14 protein-coding genes are annotated in these 13,870 nt (G+C 73.0%); 9 read left to right on the top strand and 5 right to left on the bottom strand.

Going from position 1 to position 13,870, the window contains the following annotated elements; all coding sequences use genetic code 11:
* Positions 1 to 68: 68 nt before the first annotated feature.
* Positions 69 to 953: an ATP-grasp domain-containing protein gene (locus Saso_RS02165; RefSeq protein ID WP_189917424.1), complete on the top strand. Its 885-nt coding sequence runs from the start codon at positions 69 to 71 to the stop codon at positions 951 to 953.
* A gap of 15 nt (positions 954 to 968) precedes the next feature.
* On the opposite strand, the gene Saso_RS02160 is transcribed toward Saso_RS02165, so the two are convergent.
* Entirely contained in the window at positions 969 to 1,568 is a 600-nt protein-coding gene (locus Saso_RS02160) for a hypothetical protein (RefSeq protein ID WP_189917422.1), read from the bottom strand.
* Positions 1,569 to 1,722: 154 nt separating this feature from the next.
* Between Saso_RS02160 and Saso_RS02155 the strand changes: the two genes are divergently transcribed.
* Together Saso_RS02155 and Saso_RS02150 are read left to right on the top strand one after the other, a co-directional pair.
* Positions 1,723 to 2,496: an IclR family transcriptional regulator gene (locus Saso_RS02155; RefSeq protein ID WP_189917420.1), complete on the top strand. Its 774-nt coding sequence runs from the start codon at positions 1,723 to 1,725 to the stop codon at positions 2,494 to 2,496.
* Positions 2,493 to 3,353 carry an SMP-30/gluconolactonase/LRE family protein gene (locus tag Saso_RS02150; RefSeq protein WP_189917418.1) on the top strand — a complete coding sequence of 287 codons (861 nt, stop codon included), beginning with the start codon at positions 2,493 to 2,495 and terminating at the stop codon, positions 3,351 to 3,353. Before Saso_RS02155 ends, Saso_RS02150 begins: the two co-directional genes overlap by 4 nt.
* Before the next feature lie 162 nt (positions 3,354 to 3,515).
* On the opposite strand, the gene Saso_RS02145 is transcribed toward Saso_RS02150, so the two are convergent.
* The 3 genes from Saso_RS02145 to Saso_RS02135 are packed head-to-tail and all read right to left on the bottom strand — an operon-like array spanning position 3,516 to position 6,983.
* On the bottom strand, positions 3,516 to 4,895 hold the full coding sequence (locus tag Saso_RS02145) for an NAD(P)/FAD-dependent oxidoreductase (RefSeq protein WP_229900984.1): 1,380 nt from the start codon (positions 4,893 to 4,895) through the stop codon (positions 3,516 to 3,518).
* Positions 4,896 to 4,947: 52 nt separating this feature from the next.
* Positions 4,948 to 6,354, bottom strand: coding sequence for an MAB_1171c family putative transporter (locus Saso_RS02140; protein ID WP_189918494.1), 1,407 nt, complete (start codon positions 6,352 to 6,354; stop codon positions 4,948 to 4,950).
* 8 nt (positions 6,355 to 6,362) lie between these two features.
* Complete coding sequence (locus tag Saso_RS02135) at positions 6,363 to 6,983, bottom strand: toxin-antitoxin system, toxin component family protein (protein WP_189917414.1); 621 nt, start codon at positions 6,981 to 6,983, stop codon at positions 6,363 to 6,365.
* A 318-nt stretch (positions 6,984 to 7,301) separates the two neighbouring features.
* On the opposite strand from Saso_RS02135, the gene arfA reads away from it, so the two are divergent.
* A complete protein-coding gene (gene arfA / locus Saso_RS02130; RefSeq protein ID WP_189917413.1) occupies positions 7,302 to 8,813 on the top strand; it encodes an arabinosylfuranosidase ArfA in 1,512 nt (503 codons plus the stop codon).
* A 46-nt stretch (positions 8,814 to 8,859) separates the two neighbouring features.
* Here arfA and Saso_RS02125 read toward each other — a convergent pair whose 3' ends face one another.
* Positions 8,860 to 9,615 (bottom strand): GbsR/MarR family transcriptional regulator, encoded by a 756-nt coding sequence (locus tag Saso_RS02125; RefSeq protein WP_189917411.1) that lies wholly within the window; start codon positions 9,613 to 9,615, stop codon positions 8,860 to 8,862.
* Positions 9,616 to 9,836: 221 nt separating this feature from the next.
* Here Saso_RS02125 and Saso_RS02120 point away from each other — a divergent pair, with 221 nt between their 5' ends.
* From Saso_RS02120 to Saso_RS02100, 5 genes are all read left to right on the top strand, one after another.
* Positions 9,837 to 10,505, top strand: a complete 669-nt coding sequence (locus Saso_RS02120; protein WP_189917409.1) for a DUF4097 family beta strand repeat-containing protein — start codon at positions 9,837 to 9,839, stop codon at positions 10,503 to 10,505.
* Between the two features lie 32 nt (positions 10,506 to 10,537).
* Positions 10,538 to 11,503, top strand: a complete 966-nt coding sequence (locus Saso_RS02115; RefSeq protein WP_189917407.1) for an ATP-binding cassette domain-containing protein — start codon at positions 10,538 to 10,540, stop codon at positions 11,501 to 11,503.
* Entirely contained in the window at positions 11,500 to 12,318 is an 819-nt protein-coding gene (locus tag Saso_RS02110) for an ABC transporter permease (RefSeq protein ID WP_189917405.1), read from the top strand. Before Saso_RS02115 ends, Saso_RS02110 begins: the two co-directional genes overlap by 4 nt.
* Positions 12,319 to 12,458: 140 nt before the next feature.
* Positions 12,459 to 12,917: an RrF2 family transcriptional regulator gene (locus Saso_RS02105; RefSeq protein WP_189917402.1), complete on the top strand. Its 459-nt coding sequence runs from the start codon at positions 12,459 to 12,461 to the stop codon at positions 12,915 to 12,917.
* 211 nt (positions 12,918 to 13,128) lie between these two features.
* Entirely contained in the window at positions 13,129 to 13,779 is a 651-nt protein-coding gene (locus tag Saso_RS02100; RefSeq protein ID WP_189917400.1) for a DUF4360 domain-containing protein, read from the top strand.
* Positions 13,780 to 13,870: the final 91 nt, after the last annotated feature.

Raw genomic sequence — 13,870 nt, 5'->3', positions numbered from 1 at the left:
GCCCGGACGGACAGCGGACGTCGGGGACGCCCCGCCGGACGCGGCACGTACGAGAACGGAGTCCCGCCGTGCCCCGCGTCGCCCTCGTCACCTACGACCCCCGCCCCCGGCCGAGCAAGGACCGCGACCTCCCCGTGCTGCACACGGCGCTGGAGGCGGCCGGCGCCGAGGCGGACGTCGTGTGCTGGGACGACGCCGGCATCGACTGGGCCTCCTACGACCTCGCCGTCATCCGCTCGACCTGGGACTACAGCTGGCGCGCCGCCGAGTTCACGGCGTGGGCGCAGCGCTGCGGCAAGCTGACCCGGCTGGCGAACCCGGCCGCCGTCGTGCGCTGGAACACCGACAAGCGCTACCTCGGCGAGCTCGCGGCGGCCGGGGTGCCCACGGTCCCCACCCGCTATCTCGCCCCGGGCGACGCCGACGCCGCCGCCGGTCTGCCCGGCGACCACGAGTACGTCGTCAAGCCCACCTCGGGTGCCGGGGCGCGCTACGCCGCCCGCTACACCCCCGACCGGCGCGAGGAGGCCGCGGCGCACCTCGCGCGGATGCACGCCGAGGGCCTGACGGCGATGGTGCAGCCGTACATGCGGAGCATCGACGAAGGCGGTGAACGGGCCCTCCAGTTCTTCGGCGGACGGCTGCTGCACGCCAGCCGCAAGCGGGCCGTACTGGCCCCGGGTACCGCGTTCGACGCGGACAAGGTCGCCCATCCCGGCCTGGAGGTCTGGACCCCGACCCCGGCCGAACTCGCCGTCGCGCGCCGCGCCCTGGCCGCCGTCCCGGAGGCGCCGGAGCTGCTCTACGCCCGCGTCGACCTGGTGGACGGCGACGACGGGGAGCCGCGCGTGATGGAACTGGAGCTCGTCGAGCCGAACCTCTTCCTGTTCCTGCACCCGGACTCGGTGGCGGCCGTCGTGACCGCGATCCTGACGGCGGCCACCACCCCCTGACGTCGGCCGGGGCCCCTACCGGACGACCGCGGTCCGTTGCAGCAGGCCCCAGGTGAACTCGGCGACGACCTCCCGCCGCACGCCCAGCGCGTCGGGCGCGGTGAAGGCCAGCCCCCAGCGTGTCGGGGCGGTGCCCTCCAGGGGGCGGGCCGGGGCGAAGGCGCGGGCGGCCTCGTCGACCGTGCAGGACCAGGGCGTGAGGTCCTCCAGCGTGGTCAGGCGCGGCGGTTCGGCGCCCGGGGCGCGCACCAGCCACTCGTTCCAGACGCCGCCCTCGGGGGAGACCAGCACCTCGAAGCGCAGGGCGGGCCAGTAGGGCATCGGCCAGAGCCAGGCCTCGCAGTCGAGGTCCCCGACGCGGCGGGGGATCCGGGACTCCGGTTCGCCGAGGACGGAGCGGTACCGCGACAGCGCGCCGCGGGCGTGCGGTGAGTGGAGCATCGCCTGCCAGCGCTTGTTGGCCTCCCGCATCTGCGCGAGGGAGAGGCCCATGCCATGGCGGGCGTCCTCCACCAGATCCGGGTTGTGGTCGGCCATGCGACGCAGCAGGACCTGTTGGAAATCGAGCGCCGTGAACGAGCCGGCGAGGCGTTTCTGGGTCGGCATGCCTACCATCCTGGCCCACCGGGCGCCCCTCTTCGGGCCACTGTGCGTTTCCCGACCATTGCCCGGCGCAACGCCGTATGACAGCCTGTGTTCGTCATGCCGATCGCCTGTTGAAATCTCGAACGCAGGCACTGAGACGATCAACTAAGGGAGGGGGCCGGTTGTGGGACGCCTCGTACCTGCTGTGACCCGAGCACTCGACATCCTCGAGCTCTTCCTCGACGGGGACGGTTCGCTCTCCGCCCCCGACATCGTGCGCAAGCTGCAGCTTCCGCGTACCACCGTGCACGAGCTGGTGACCACGCTCTCGGCGCGGTCGTACATCGTCGGCGTTCCGGGACAACCCGGACGGTACCGCCTCGGTGTGCGTCCGTACCAGCTCGGGAGCCGCTACGCCGAGCAGCTCGACCTCGCCGCCGAGGGTCAGCAGGTCGCGCGCTCCGTCGCCGAGACGTGTGACGAGACGGTCCACGTGGCGATCCTCGAGGGCACCGACGTCATCTACATCGCCAAGGTCGACTCCACGCACGCCGTCCGGATGGTCTCGGCCGCCGGCCGCCGGCTGCCGGCCCACTGCACCTCCGTCGGCAAGATGCTGCTGGCCTCGCTCTCCGAGCCGGAGCTCGACGCGCGCATCCCCGACGACGCGGACCTGGTCCGGATGACCCCGAACAGCATCACCGAGCCCGGCGCCCTGCGCGAGGCGCTGGCGGAGATCCGGGAGCGGGGCGTCGCGGTCGAGAGCCGTGAGTCCAACCCGGACGTCAGCTGTGTCGCGGCTCCGGTGCGCGACCGCACGGGACAGGTCGTCGCCGCGCTGTCCATCTCCGTGCCGATGATCCGGTGGAGCGACGAGCGCCGCGCCGAACTGGAGCAGCTCGCCGCGAAGGGCGCCGCCGAGCTGTCCGAACTCCTGGGCTACCGGAGCGTGTCGTGACGGCGCCCGGCACGGTCCACGAGGTGGCGGTGCGGGCCGAGGCGGTCCTCGGCGAGGGACCGACCTGGGACCCGGCCGCCGGCCGCCTGCTCTGGCTCGACATCCTCGGCTCCCGCCTGCACGGCTACGAGCCGTCGACCGGCCGCCGTACGGTGCGCACGACCCACCAGCACGTCGGCGCGGCCAAGCCCCGCGCCGGGGGCGGTCTGGTGCTCAATCTGCGGGACGGCGTCGGACTGCTCGACCCGGACGGCGGCTTCCGCTGGCTGCGCCACGAGCCGGTGCCCGGCCGCCGCGCCAACGACGCAGCCGTCGCCCCCGACGGCTCCCTGTGGGCCGGCACCATGCGCTACGACGAGGCGCCGGGCGGCGGCACCCTCTCCCGTCTCACCGCCGACGGCGGCTGCGAGGTGGTCCTCGACGACGTCGCGGTCAGCAACGGGACGGGCTGGAGCCCGGACGGCACGCTGATGTACTACATCGACTCGCCGACCCGCCGGATCGACGTCCTCGACCACGCGCCCGACGGGCGGGTGAGCGGCCGCCGCCCCTTCGTCACGATCGAGGACGGCGCCGGCTTCCCCGACGGCCTCACCGTCGACGCGGACGGCTGTGTGTGGGTGGCGCTCTGGGACGGGGGAGCGGTACGCCGCTACACCCCGGCCGGTGAACTGGACCTGGTCGTGCGGCTGCCCGTCCCCAGGGTCACGGCCTGCGCGTTCGGCGGCGCCGACCTGACCGACCTGTACATCACCACCGCCCGGGTGGGCCTGGCCTCGCCGCACCCGCTGGCGGGCTCACTGCTGGTGATACCGGGAGCGGGCAAGGGCCTGCCCCAGCCGGCCTTCGAAGGCTGACCGCGCCGGACACGCCGGTCACGCCGGTCCCACTCCACCTGCCCGGCGCCACGCGGCCCGGGCGGCCCGCGTGACCGGCCGACCTGCGTGACCGGCCGACCTGCGTGACCGGGCGGCCTGTGCGACCGGGCCGGAGGGGCCGCCGGGCGCCCGGGCCCGGGACTACTCCAGTCCGGCGCGCTTCAGCTCGTCCCCGGTCAGGGGCGGCCCGGTCAGCGCCGGTCGCAGCGGCCCCCGCAGCGCGGCGAGCAGCACCGCAGGAGTCAGCAGCACCCCGGGGCCGCGCTCCAGCGACGTCACGTCCGTCACGCGCCGGGCGATCCGTCCGTTGCCGGTCGCCGTCAGCATCAGGCGTCCCACGTAGGCGGCCACCAGCCGGTCGCGGAGCGTGGGCCCGTCCTCCGTCGCGCCCTCGCAGAACACGTCCTGGCCGACGGCCAGGTCCCACGCGGTGCCGACCGGCCGGGCCACCGCCTTCTGGACCCGGCGGGCCAGCCCGGCGGTGCCCCATCCCCGGCGGCGCACCGTGTCCCGCAGGATCACGGCGCTCTGCGCGGCGACGGCGAGACCGTGCCCGTAGAGCGGGTTGTACGCGGCGAGGGCGTCACCGAGGACGACGAAGTTCTCCGGCCAGGCCGGCATCCGCTCGTAGAAGTGACGGCGGTTGACGGTGGCACGGGTGTACGACACACCGGACACCGGCTCGGCCCGCTCCAGCAGCTCCCCGATGACGGGGTGCCGCAGCTCCTCGCGGGCGAAGCGGACGAAGTCGTCGTCGGAAGGGGAGGGCTCGCCGCCCCGGGTGCCGTTGAGGGTGACGATCCAGTGGCCGTCCTCGATGGGCAGCAGGAACCCGGCCCGGCCCGGCGTGCCGTCGCCCGGGTCGGGCTGCACGTTGACGATCGGGTACCCGGAGCGGGCCTGCTCGGGCGCCCGGTACAGGCGGCTCGCGTACGCCAGCCCGGAGTCGACCTCCCGCCGTTCCACCGCGGGCAGCCCGAGATCCTCCAGCCACCGACCGGCCCGGGACCCCCGGCCGGTCGCGTCGACCACCAGCCCGGCCGGAATCACCCACTCGGTGCCCGGCTCCGGTGCCGCCGCGTCGTCCCGTGCCACCCCGCCGCGGGCCCGCACCCGTACGCCCGTGACCGCGCCCGCGTCGCCCTGCGGGCCCAGTACCTCGACACCGCCGAGGAGTTCGATCCGCTCGTCGCGGAGGACCTGCTCGCGGATCGTCGCGTCCAGCAGGTCACGGCCGGCCAGGATCACGTGGTGGGACTCGGGCCAGCGGCGGAACCAGCCCCGCGCGCCCATGACGACCATGTCCGTGGTGACCGGCGTCCGGCGGGCACCGGCGGCGCGCAGGGCCCCGGTCACGCCCGGGATCAGTTCCTCCACCGCCTGTACCCCGCCGGACCACAGCATGTGGGCGTGCCGTGCCTGCGGCAGGCCCTTGCGGGGCGCGGGGCCGTCGGGCAGGACGTCCCGTTCGACGACGACGACCCGGTCGGCGAGGCCGGCCAGCGCCCGGGCCGCGAGCATGCCCGTATGGGATCCCCCCAGGACTACGGCGGTTCTGGCGGGGTTGGAGGGCTCACTCATGCGTGGACATGCTCTCTGCCGGGGCGACCGCGTGGGCGCGGACCGCCTGTATGTCGTCGGGACGTCGCAGGACCCGGGACACGGCCCGGATCTCCCGCAGAAGGTAGGTCGTATCGCCCCGCCCCACCCCACCCCCGGAACCGGAAGCCCCGCCGGCCGGGGCGGCGTCGCCCCCACCCGGGGCCTGCCCGGCCCCGCGGCCGCCCGCGCCGACCGCCCCGCTCGTGGGGCCCGTGAGGGGGCGGGGGGAACCTGTGGTGCGGGGGGAGACGGTGGTGCGGGCCGCCCGGGCGGCGCCCGGGGCGCCGATCGCGCCCGCCGCGCCGATCGCGCCCGCGTCCGCCGCGGGGGCCGGGTCGCCGAGGGTCCGCCGGCGGGTCTCGACCGCGTCGAGGAGGGTCACGGCGGCGGCGAGGGCCTGGGCCCGGCCGCGCTCGAAGCCGAGGGTCACCCCGGCCTCGTAGGAGCGCGCCCGCAGGTCGTCGTCGAGGTGCCGGGCGAGCTGGAGCAGCGCGTCGCGGATGAACGTCTCACGGCGGATCAGGCGCAGTTCGGGCGTGGCCCGCAGGTCGAACGGCTCGCGGGCGCCGGTGACCCCGCGCATCAGCCGGGCGAGGGGCTTCAGGCTCCGGTACCGGCGGCGGATCCGCCACCGCTCCTGGAGGTACTGGCCGGCGTGCGGCACGATGAAGCCGATCGCGACCAGCGTGGCGGCGATGCAGGCCGCCGACGGGGCGATGCCGGTGTTGAGCCAGTCCAGGTCGTGCCCGGTCCAGCGTGCCCCGACCGCGGTCAGCTTGGCCGCGCTGAACAGCAGGTTCGTCACGTAACCGGCCCCGAGGAAGCGCAGTCCCCAGCGCAGCCACGCGTCGAGGCCCTCGGTGCGGCTCCAGTTCCACACGAGCCGCGCCGTGACCGAACAGGCCACCGTGTGCGCGAGCAGGTAGAGCAGGATCTCCTCGCGCATGAAGGGCGTGTTGGCGTAGTACGTGTCCAGGTCCCGGATCTGCTCCACGGGCACGTCGGCGAGGGCGAAGAGGACCCACAGCGCGACGACGACCCCGGCGTAGACGGAGACCACCCAGCGGGTCGCGCGCCGGGTCTGCGCGGAGCGCTCGCTGCGGCCGTTGCGCCAGGCGATGATCAGCAGCAGCCACGACGCGGAGAGCGCGGTGAGCAGCGAGTACACCCAGGGCGCCGCGATGTTGGGCACGCCGGTGACCCGGTTGGTCCAGGCGATGGTCTTCGGGGCGGCGAAGACGAACACCGCGCAGGCGAAGATCAGCAGGCCACCGACGGCGCGCAGCAGCGGATCGCGCCACAGCTTGAGGATGCTGGGAAGTTTGATGGCGAGGGCCGCGCCGAGCACCACGGTGGGCAGCCAGAAGGAGACGTACATCCCGTGGCTCACCGCGCGGTGCCCCCGCGTCCGCGGTAGCCCAGCGTCCGCTGCACCGCGGCCGTCTCCGCGCCGGCGCCGGGGGCGGCCGGTCCGGGGTCGGCGAGATAGCGCCGGAACCGGGCGGCCAGCCGGTGGCCGAAGTCGTCCGCCTCGGCCTCGTCGTCCGCGCGGGAGCCGTTGCGGGCGGCCACGGTCAGCGCGAGGGAGTCCCAGCCGGACCGTGCGGCGAGGACCCCGGCCGCCACCGTGCCGACGCCGTGGTGGTGCCGGTGCCCGGCGTGCAGGTGCCACAACTCGTGCCCGAGTATGACCAGTTGCTGCACGGCCTCGGCCCGTTCCTCGACGATGACCAGGTCGAAGTCATGGAACTCCACCCACAGTCCGGTCACCTCGATCTCGTCGGGGAACCGCTCGAACCGCACCTCGACGGGCCGCCCGCCGCGCCGCGCGGACATCTCCTCGCACAGCACCCGGCACACGTCCCGCACACCGGCCGGCCGGCCGGGACGCGCCCGCACGGCGGCGGAGAGATCGCCGGTCAGCTCGCGCATGGCCGGTCCGGTCCTCGTGCGCCGCAGCGCCGAGCCGATCCGGGCCGCGCCGCGCAGCGCGCCCGCGATGTCCATCGACTCCCCCTTCTCGACCGCCCTGCGGCAGCCCGTTCGAGCCTACGCGGCCGGTTGTGCTCACGTCACGAGAAGTTTTCACGGGGCGGCGAGGGCGGTCGGGGACCCGCGGTAGAAAGCGCTGTCATGGATCTCGTCGAAACCATTGACGGGCGGGCACATCGATTTTACGGTCCCGTTCGAAGTTACGAGCGCAATTCGAAATGTCGAACCCCGTGACGACAGTGCACGGACGACCCGCCGGCCCCGTGCCTCCCCGCCCCCCACTCCCGACTCCCGCCCCCCGACGGACAGGTTCCCCCTCCTCGAAAGGCGTTCATGCGCACCGCACGTCTCACCCTCGACCCCGCCTTCACCATCGGCGAAGTCAACCCCCGTCTCTTCGGCAGCTTCGTGGAGCATCTGGGCCGGTGCGTCTACACCGGTCTGTACGAGCCCGGCCACCCGTCCGCCGACGAGGCGGGGCTGCGGACCGACGTCCTGGACCTGGTCCGCGAACTCGGCGTCACCGCCGTCCGCTACCCGGGCGGCAACTTCGTCTCGGGTTACAAGTGGGAGGACTCGGTCGGCCCCGCCGAGGACCGTCCGCGCCGCCTGGACCTGGCCTGGCGCTCGACGGAGACCAACCGTTTCGGTCTCTCCGAGTACATCGCCTTCCTGCGCAAGATCGGCCCGCAGGCCGAGCCGATGATGGCGATCAACCTCGGCACCCGGGGCGTCGCCGAGGCCCTGGAGCTCCAGGAGTACGCCAACCACCCGTCCGGCACGGCCCTTTCGGACCTGCGGGCCGACCACGGGGACAAGGACCCCTTCGGCATCAGGGTCTGGTGCCTGGGCAACGAGATGGACGGCCCCTGGCAGACCGGCCACAAGACCGCCGGGGAGTACGGCCGGCTCGCCGCCGAGACCGCTCGCGCCATGCGCCAGATGGACCCGTCCGTGGAACTGGTCGCCTGCGGCTCGTCCAGCCAGTCCATGCCGACCTTCGCCGAGTGGGAGGCGACGGTCCTCGCGGAGACGTACGAACTGGTCGACTACATCTCCCTGCACGCCTACTACGAGCCGCAGGACGGCGACGTCGACTCCTTCCTGGCCTCGGCCGTGGACATGGAGTCGTTCATCGAGAACGTCGTCGCCACCTGCGACCACGTCGGCGCGAAGCTCAAGTCGAAGAAGAAGATCAACCTCTCCTTCGACGAGTGGAACGTCTGGTACATGTCGGGGTGGCACGCGATCGAGGACTCCGCCACGCGGGACTGGGCCGAGGCCCCCCGCCTGCTGGAGGACAACTACAGCGTCATGGACGCCGTCGTCTTCGGCTCGCTCCTCATCGCGCTGCTGCGGCACGCGGACCGGGTGACGGTCGCCTGTCTCGCCCAGCTCGTCAACGTCATCGCGCCCATCCTCACCGAGCCGGGCGGTCCGGCCTGGCGGCAGACGACGTTCTTCCCGTTCGCGCAGGCGTCGAAGCACGGGCGCGGCACGGTCCTCGACGTGCGCGTGGACTCACCGACGTACGAGACGGCCCGGTACGGCGAGGCGGACCTGCTGCACGCCACCGCGGTGCGCGCCGACGACGGCTCGGTCACCGTGTTCGCCGTCAACCGCAGCCGTACCGGGGCGCTGCCCCTGCACGTCGCCCTGACCGGCCTCGGCCTGACCTCGGTCGTCGAACACAGCGTGCTGGCGGACGCCGACCCGGACGCCCGCAACACCCTGGCCGAGCCCGAGCGGGTCACCCCGCACGCGGCGCGGGGCACGGCACTGACGGACGGCGGGCTGACGGCGACGCTGGAGCCGCTGTCGTGGAACGTGATCAGGCTGGCGTAGCCCGGCCCCGCCCGGTCCCGCCCCGCGGGGGCGCGACCGGGTCCGCTCACTGCCCGGACGGCTGCTCCCCGCCGCCGTCCGGGACGGCGCCCTCGGTCTTCGTGTGGAGCACCGCGCGGGCCTGCTCCGCGGCGCGCAGGGTGCTCTCGCTGACGAAGTCGACGAAGCGGGCGATGTTCTCCAGGCGGGTGCCCGCCGGGGTGTCGGCGCCGAGGATGCGGACGCCCTGCCGGGAGGTCTCGACGACCTGGGCGAGGGACCGGGCGCTGGCGACCGAGGCCTGGTACCAGACGTCGTCGTCGATGACGTAGCGCTCGCGGCGGCGGTCGTCGCGTTCGCGGCGGGCGAGCCCCTGGGCCTCGAGGAACGCGATCGCCTTCGAGACGGACGCCGGGCTGACCTGGAGGCGCTGGGTGAGTTCCGACGCGGTGAGGCTGCCCGAGTCGGTGGTGTAGAGGGAGACCAGCACCCGGGCCATCATCTTGGGCAGGCCCGACTGTATGAAGACGGTGGTGAGCGTCTCCTCGTACTCGCGCACGGCCTCGGCGTCGCGTCCGTGCGGCTGCGGGGGAGTCTGCGCGCCCCGGGGCGCCGCCCGTCTGCGCTGGTGGGTGCGGCGCTCGGTCGCGCGGTGGGCCAGGTCGGCCCGGTAGGCGGTGGGGCCGCCGTTGCGCATCACCTCGCGCGTGATCGTCGAGGTGGGGCGGTCGAGCCCTCTGGCGATCTCCGCGTAGGCCAGGCCGTCGGCCAGCCCCGACGCGATCTGCTGACGTTCCTGCTGGGTGAGTCTGCCTCCCGGCATCGCGATCTCCTTCGTGTCGCCCGGCCTCGCCAGCATAGCGTTCACTTCTCATCCATTGCAACGAATCCGGTGCGGGTTGTTGCGTTGATTTTCCATCCATTGCAATGAAATAACTGCTCCTACCTGCTCTTATAGCGTTTGCATGCAACGGAGCTGTTGTCGGATCGGTGAATGCAACGTAGCGTTTTCCTCATCAGAAACAACGAACCGAGGAGCGCACGATGCAGAAGTTCGACACCCCCGCCGCCGTTTCCGCCGTCCTGTCCATCCCCGCCGGACGCATCCGGGTCATCGCCGCCGACCGGGCCGACACCACGGTCGAGGTCCGGCCCGCGGACGCCTCGAAGGGCCGCGACGTGAAGGCGGCGGAGCAGATCACGGTCGAGTACGGCGACGGCGTCCTGCGGGTCGCGGCCGCCCCGGCGAAGAACCGGATCCTCGGCGCCACCGGGTCGGTCGAGGTCACCGTCCAGCTGCCCGCCGGCTCCCGGGTCGAGGCCAGGGCGGACGCCGCCGAGTTCCGGGGCGTCGGACGGCTCGGCGACGTCGTCGTCGAGGGCGGCTCCGGCTCGGTGAAGCTCGACGAGGCCGACAGCGCCCGCCTCACCGGCCTGGACGCCGACATCACCGTCGGCCGCCTCAACGGGGCGGGCGAGATCAGCACCCAGAAGGGCAGCGTCGACATCACCGAGGCCGTGCGCGGCGCGCTCACGCTGACCACCCTGCTGGGCGACATCACCGTCGGCGCGTCCCGCGGGGTCTCCGCCTCCCTGGACGCCGGCACCGGCCTGGGCCGCATCGACAACGCGCTCAGGAACGCCGACGCGACCCCCGGCCTGACGATCCGCGCGACCACCACCCAGGGCGACATCACCGCCCGCAGCCTCTGACCGGCCACCGCGGTCCACGAAGGAGCCCTCTCATGACCAGCTTGGCGATCGCGGCGAACGGGCTGCGCAAGTCCTACGGCGACAAGGTCGTCCTGGACGGCATCGATCTGGCGGTGCCGGCCGGCACGGTCTTCGCCCTGCTCGGCCCGAACGGCGCGGGCAAGACCACCGCCGTGAAGATCCTCTCCACCCTCGTCACCGCCGACGCCGGGGACGTGCGCGTCGGCGGCCACGACCTCACCACCGACCCCCAGGCCGTACGCGCCGCCATCGGAGTCACCGGCCAGTTCTCCGCCGTCGACGGCCTGATCACCGGCGAGGAGAACATGCTCCTCATGGCCGACCTGCACCACCTCACCCGCAGCGAAGGCCGCCGCGTCACCACCGAACTCCTCCACCGCTTCGACCTCGCCGACGCCGCCGCGAAACCGGCCTCCACCTACTCCGGCGGCATGAAACGCCGCCTCGACCTCGCCATGACCCTCGTCGGCGACCCCCGCATCATCTTCCTCGACGAACCCACCACCGGCCTCGACCCCCGCTCCCGCCACACCACCTGGCAGATCGTCCGCGACCTCGTCCGCGACGGCGTCACCGTCTTCCTCACCACCCAGTACCTCGAAGAAGCCGACCAGCTCGCCGACCGCATCGCCGTGCTCCACGACGGCCGCATCGCCGCCGAAGGCACCGCGGCCCACCTCAAACGCCTCGTCCCCGGCGGCCACGTCCGCCTGCGCTTCACCGACCCCACCGCCTACCGCACCGCCCTCACCACCCTGCCCGACAGCACCCACGACGACGACGCCCTCACCCTCCACGTCCCCGGCACCACGAGCCAGAACGACCTGCGCACCCTCCTCGACCACCTCCACACCACCGGCATCCACGCCGACGAACTCACCGTCCACACCCCCGACCTCGACGACGTCTTCTTCGCCCTCACCGACCCCACCACCCACCCCGACCAGCCCGACCGGCCCAAGGAGAACGCCCGATGAGCACCCCCACCACCACCGCCGGGCCCCACCCCTTCTCCCTGGCCCTGCGTGACTCCACCACCATGCTCCGCCGCAACCTCCTGCACACGCGCCGCTATCCGTCGCTCACCCTGAACCTGCTGCTCACGCCGGTGATGCTGCTCCTGCTCTTCGTCTACATCTTCGGCGACGTGATGAGCGCCGGCATCGGCGGCGAGGGCGCGGACCGCGCCGACTACATCGCCTACATCGTCCCCGGCATCCTGATGATGACCGTCGGGGGCACGGTGATCGGCACCGCGGTGTCCGTCGCCACCGACATGAACGAGGGCATCATCGCCCGCTTCCGCACCATGGCGATCCACCGCGGCTCCGTGCTCGTCGGGCACGTCGTGGGCAGTGTGCTCCAGTGCGTCGCCAGTGTGGTCCTCGTCGGCGGGGTCGCCGTCGCGATCGGCTTCCGGTCCGCCGACGCGACGGCCCTGGAGTGGCTGGCCGCGTTCGGACTGCTCGTCCTCTTCGCCCTCGCCCTCACCTGGATCGCCGTCGGCATGGGTCTGGCCAGCCCCAACGCCGAGGCCGCCGCGAACAGCGCCCAGCCGCTGATCCTGCTGCCGCTCGTCTCCAGCGCCTTCATCCCCGCCGACACGATGCCCGCCTGGTTCCGTCCCGTCGCCGAGTACCAGCCCTTCACCCCCGCCATCGAGACCCTGCGCGGACTCCTCCTCGGCACCGGCATCGGCAACAACGGCTGGATCGCCCTCGCCTGGTGCCTCGGGCTCGCGGTGCTCGGCTACCGCTGGTCGGCCGCCAGGTTCGCCGCCGACCAGAAGTAGGCGTCATGACAGCGCGGGCCGCGCCCGCGGCCCGTACCGCCCCGGGCGGCGTACCCGACAGCGTGTCGGAGTGCGCCGCCCTTTTCGCGCGCACTCGGCCGCGTGCCGGGCCGCCCGGTCCCTGACGGCACAATGGATCCATGAGGATCTCGGCACGGGCGGACTACGCGGTGCGGGCGGTACTGGAGCTCGCGGTACGGCAGGGCGGTGACCCGGTCAAGGCCGAGTCGATCGCCACCGTGCAGGACATCCCGCACAAGTTCCTCGAGGGGATCCTCGGCGACCTGCGACGCGGCGGGGTCGTGGACAGCCGGCGCGGCGGGGGCGGCGGCTACCGGCTGGCGCGCGACCCGGCGGCGATCACGGTCGCGGACGTGATCAGGGCGGTGGACGGCCCGATCGTCTCCGTACGCGGCGAACGCCCCACCGGTCTGACCTACACCGGCTCGGCGCAGCCCCTGCTCCCGCTGTGGATCGCGCTGCGGGCCAACGTACGGCGGATCCTGGAGGGCGTCACGATCGCCGACATCGCGGCGGACGCCCTGCCGGACCCGGTGCGCGAGCTCGCCGCGGAACCCGCGGCGTGGGAGAACCCCTAGCTCCCCTCCCGGTCCCGGGCCGGTACGTACGGCGACGGGGTGTGAACGGGCCGTGGTGAATGGCCGGAGTTGCCTCTGGGCGTGTCCCAGCGCTCTCCCTACGATGCCATCGCCCCGGTTCTTCACAGCAACTCCATTGATCCTGCACAGAGTTGGCGGGCGGAACCGGAGGCGCTCCACCCCCCACCGATTCGAACGAAGGACAGAGACCATGGCCAGTGGGCTGCTCCTGGGCGGTGCGGTCGCCGCGCTCGTCACCGCCGCGATACCCGCGCACAACTCGTCCCCCGTGTTCGACAACCCGCCCCCGGACAAGATCGTCATCGATGTCGCCACGGTGAACGGGTCCGGCTGTCCCGCGGGTACGGCGGCCGTCGCCGTCTCCGAGGACAACACCGCCTTCACCGTGACCTACAGCGACTACCTCGCCCAGGTCGGCGGCAGCTCCAACCCCACGGCGTTCCGCAAGAACTGCCAGCTCAACCTCGTCGTCCACGTCCCCTCGGGCTTCACGTACGCCATCGCGAAGGCGGACTACCGCGGTTACGCCTCGCTCCAGTCCGGCGCGAGCGCCGTGCAGCGGGCCTCGTACTACTTCCAGGGCTCGTCGCAGACGGTCTTCAAGAACCACAACTTCAGCGGCTCCTACAACGACAACTGGCAGGCGACCGACAGCACCGACTGGGCCCAACTGGTCTGGGCGCCCTGCGGAGTCCAGCGCAACTTCAACATCAACACGGAGCTCCGGGTCAACGCGGGCTCGTCCTCGCCGAGCAAGGTCAGCTTCATGACGATGGACTCGACCGACGGCGACCTCAGCACGGTCTACCACATGGCCTGGCAGCACTGCCCGGCGAAGTAGGCGGCTCCACCTCGCGGGGCCGCGGGCCCCGCGAGGTGCCGGCCGGGCGTCACCGCGCACCAGGTGACGCCCGGCCGGCTCAGCCGCCGCC

Source organism: Streptomyces asoensis, from assembly GCF_016860545.1.
In the GTDB taxonomy this organism is placed as follows: domain Bacteria; phylum Actinomycetota; class Actinomycetes; order Streptomycetales; family Streptomycetaceae; genus Streptomyces; species Streptomyces asoensis.
Note: the sequence above shows the minus strand (reverse complement) of the source record. Positions and strands in the feature narration are given on the sequence as shown.